Genomic DNA, 3,938 nt, shown 5'->3' on the forward strand with positions numbered 1-3,938 from the left:
GTTGATAAGTCGATATCCTTTGTCGAAACGACCGATATAATTTCATATACCGTATTAATAGACATTAAAAAAGAGTAATTCGAAAAGAATTGCTCTTTTTGTGCTTATAAGTTGTGAATAATGAAAAAGATATGTTAATTTTTCATTATGAAGAGAAAGAAGGAGTGATTTTCATGAATGAGATGATACATAAAATGGAGCAACACGTTTCAGTTCGTAAATATAAAGAAGAACCAATTTCAAAAGAGATAGTAGAAAGAATAGTGCAAGCTGCTCAACATGCGGCTTCCTCACATTTTGTACAGGCGTATTCTCTTATATATGTAACAGATCAAGAACTAAAGGCTAAACTAGCTGAATTATCCGGGAATCGTCATGTGAAAGACTGTGCAGCATTCTTTGTATGCTGTGCGGATTTAAAACGTCTAGAAACCGCATGTGAGAAACATGGAACAGAAATTAAACATGAGGGAGTAGAGGACTTTATTGTAGCGACAGTAGATGCCTCATTATTTGCACAAAACTTAGCACTTGCAGCTGAATCATTAGGATACGGCATTTGTTATATTGGCGGAATTCGTAATAACCCGAAAGAAGTGAGTGAATTGCTTCATTTACCGGATAAAGTATATCCGGTATTCGGAATGACAGTCGGCGTACCAGATGAAGATCATGGAGTTAAGCCACGTTTACCAGTAGCAGCGATTCTTCATGAAAATGGATACGATGAAAAGAAATATGATGAATTATTAAACGAATATGATGAAACGATGAGTGCGTATTACAAAGAAAGATCGTCAAATCAAAAAAACGTAACATGGACGGAATCAATGAGCACATTTATGTCAAAAGAGAAGAGAATGCATATGAAAGAGTTTTTGAGTGARAAAGGATTAAATAAAAAATGATTGAAAAGACAAACCTGAGATGTGGGTTTGTCTTTTTTTGGAGGAGAAATGTATTTGTTTTCGAATTGGTTAGAGAGGGAGGGGATAAAATGAAGAAAGCTTTAATCTTTTTATTTGATGGATTTGCAGAATTTGAAGTGAATATAGCGAGTTTATTTTTGACAAGTAAGGAATTCGAAATAATAACAGCAACTGTAGACGGAAAAACAGTTACAGGAGAAGGCGGATTTTTGTGTCAACCACATGTCTCTATAGAGAATATTGAAGTAGTGGATTACGAAGTGTTTATTGTACCAGGAGGGCATATTTTTCGCCATTTAGAAAATGAACAACTGTTATCTATCGTGAAAGAATTACATAAGCAAAATAAATGGATAGCAGGCATTTGTGCAGGGACAGCTCTACTACATGCAGCCGGAGTGCTTAATAAGAAGAAATTCTCAACATCATTAACTCTAGATGAAAAACACTTAGCACATTTACATGAATGGGAATATAAACAAAATAAAGATGTAACTGTGGATGGGAAAGTCATAACAGCAGTAGGATCTGCGTATGTTGAATTTGCTGTTGAAATTATGAAACAGCTCAATTTGTTTGATGAAGGTGAAGGTAATGAAAACCTTCACTACTTTAAAAATATAAAAACAGTATGTGGTGAGAAGTTAGTTTAAGTAATAAAATCAAATAAAAAACCGAAGCTAAGAAAGTAGGACTCGCTTTCTCAACTTCGGTTTTTATTTGTTATTATATAAAATGAAAATAAAAATTAATAAATTTTTACAAAAGTGATAGAAAATGAGAATGAAATGCCAATAGTAAGTAAAAGCAGCTGCTAAAGGGGAACTGAGGAAGGAAGATGTTTATGATTTTCGATTCTGAAGAGGATTTARTTATAGCTATGAAAAAACGTGATCAAGATGCTTTGAAAGAAGTCATTGATCAATATGGAAAATTAGTTTTATACATTATTCATAAATCATTAAGTACCCCTATTGAGAAACAATATGTAGAGGATTGTTATAACGATGTATTTACTGTCATTTGGTTTAATATCGACCAATTTGATATAGAAAAGGGAAACTTAAAATCTTGGATGATTGGTATTACTAAATTAAAGGCATTGGAATATAAAAAGAAAGTATATAGAGAGAACAAAATGGATAAAGACGCAGAAATAGATAAAGGTATCCATGATAGTTATGAAATAGAACAAGAAGAAGAGATTATGGAAATAGTGCAAGATTTAAATAAAAAGGATCGATATATCTTTTTAAAGAGGTATATTGATGGGCATTCCATTGACGATATTGCAAAAGAATTAAAAGTAACAGCGGATTATATATACAACCGAATTTCTCGGGGGAAGAAAAAACTTCAAAAACTGTGGAAGGGGAGTGTGTAATATGGATAAAAGATTATTATCGATGTTAAATGAGCTCCAATATTCAGAAGAAGAAATTACAAGTTTAGAGAAAGAAGCGAATGATTCTATAAATATAGATAAGTATTATGTGGGAAATGGAGAGTTATTAAAAAAATTAACTTTACAAATGTTAGAAGAGTCAATTCGCAATGAATTACAAGCTGGTGAAGAAGTTGAGAAGGAACTGTTAGTAGACGAAGGATATATGGCAAATAATAAAGTAATACCAAATATATATTACGTAGGAGCTACTTTTTATTATTATATCGTTTTAACAAATAAAAGAGTGATCATGAAAGGATTAGATTGTTATTTTAAAAAAACAAATGAACATAGCATGCCAATAGAAGATATACAATCTATTTCGCAACATAAAAAAATGAAAAATGTCTTTGAGATTAAATATAATAACAGCTATATACAATTTGGAAGTATTGAGTATGCACAAGAAATTGCAATGATTATTATGGAGTTAAAAAAACGCGGAGTAAAAGTAGAAAAGTATACAGATTTTGAAAAAGGATTTTTCTTATTCTTTAATATATTCGTGATAGTAAGTTCAGGTCTTTGCTTTATAAAATATTTAATGTAAAAAGCGGCCTAATAGCCGCTTTTTATGGTTTAGTGAGTATTCTATTGATGAACTTGTAGCTTTAAAATATTCTTCTCATGAAAGAATCATCAGTGGGATTACTAATTGTAAACTGACAATAAAGTTATTTAATTTAAAAACTTAAAACACGTATAACCCCGTTCTGATTTTAAGACGGGGTTAAAAAAATTTGTTTAATTTTTGGTGTAAAATACTCCACGGCACTTAAAAATACACCAATAAATTCGTTTAGATCTATGTTATTGCACACTCTAAAGCACCTTCTAATTTGAAAAACTTATTTATAACAAATTCAAACTTTCAATAAGGAGATAAATACCTGTGCAACTCAAAAGGATATATGTAAATATTTTAAAAATCCGTTGATTAAGCCATTTAAAAATAATTTGGCCTATAAACAAACCTAGAAATATGATTGGAATTGCATAAAAACTTGATTCCCAAATTGTTCTGTTCGTTCCAGTAAAGAGTATTTGAGTTATGAGACTAATGAAATATATAAACAGATAAAAAGCCAAAGTAGTTGCTCTTAACTTCCCTTTTTCAGTATCAGTTCCTGTAAAGTATAGTAACAAGGGAGGTCCTGGCATGCCGATACTTGTCGTTAAAAGGCCTGATAAGCCACCAACTACGAAATCCCTAGATTGTGTTGATTTAATCTTAAAGTTACATATCAGCATCAATGTTAAGATTAAGAGCAGGATGCTGATTGCTAATTTAAAAGCGTTTATGTTAATAGAAGTGAAGATTAAAATACCAAAAGGTACACCAACTATACTTCCAAAAGTTAATCTTYTCAGTAGAATAAAGTCAATGTCCATTCTTATTTTCCAAATGAGTGATATTGAAATAATTAATGATAAAATAATGTTTATTTGTATAGCTTCTTGTGGTAAGAATAACATTAGTAAGAAAGGTGTTGCCATTATGGAAAAGCCAAAACCTGTACTTGTTTGCAAAACAGAAGCCACTAATATAATACATATGAAAA

5 protein-coding genes are annotated in these 3,938 nt (G+C 31.0%); 4 read left to right on the forward strand and 1 reads right to left on the reverse strand.

Annotation, left to right across the window (positions count from 1 at the left end; translation table 11 throughout):
* The first annotated feature begins 173 nt into the window (after positions 1-173).
* The 4 genes from nfsA to AC1DTM_RS19785 all read left to right on the forward strand — a co-directional run bounded on the left by nfsA (position 174) and on the right by AC1DTM_RS19785 (position 2,926).
* Complete coding sequence (gene nfsA / locus AC1DTM_RS19770) at positions 174-908, forward strand: oxygen-insensitive NADPH nitroreductase (protein WP_016104371.1); 735 nt, start codon at positions 174-176, stop codon at positions 906-908.
* Between the two features lie 89 nt (positions 909-997).
* The gene (locus tag AC1DTM_RS19775; protein WP_033714685.1) at positions 998-1,582 is read left to right on the forward strand and encodes a DJ-1/PfpI family protein; all 585 of its coding nucleotides are present in this window, start codon (positions 998-1,000) and stop codon (positions 1,580-1,582) included.
* Between the two features lie 185 nt (positions 1,583-1,767).
* On the forward strand, positions 1,768-2,313 hold the full coding sequence (locus AC1DTM_RS19780) for a sigma-70 family RNA polymerase sigma factor (RefSeq protein ID WP_477000701.1): 546 nt from the start codon (positions 1,768-1,770) through the stop codon (positions 2,311-2,313).
* Between the two features lies 1 nt (position 2,314).
* On the forward strand, positions 2,315-2,926 hold the full coding sequence (locus AC1DTM_RS19785) for a PH domain-containing protein (RefSeq protein WP_016104374.1): 612 nt from the start codon (positions 2,315-2,317) through the stop codon (positions 2,924-2,926).
* Positions 2,927-3,228: 302 nt separating this feature from the next.
* Here AC1DTM_RS19785 and AC1DTM_RS19790 read toward each other — a convergent pair.
* The coding region (locus AC1DTM_RS19790) for a sulfite exporter TauE/SafE family protein (protein ID WP_477000702.1) at positions 3,229-3,938 on the reverse strand (710 nt) is incomplete at its 5' end.

The sequence above is a fragment of the Bacillus sp. P4_D3 genome (assembly GCF_056401855.1).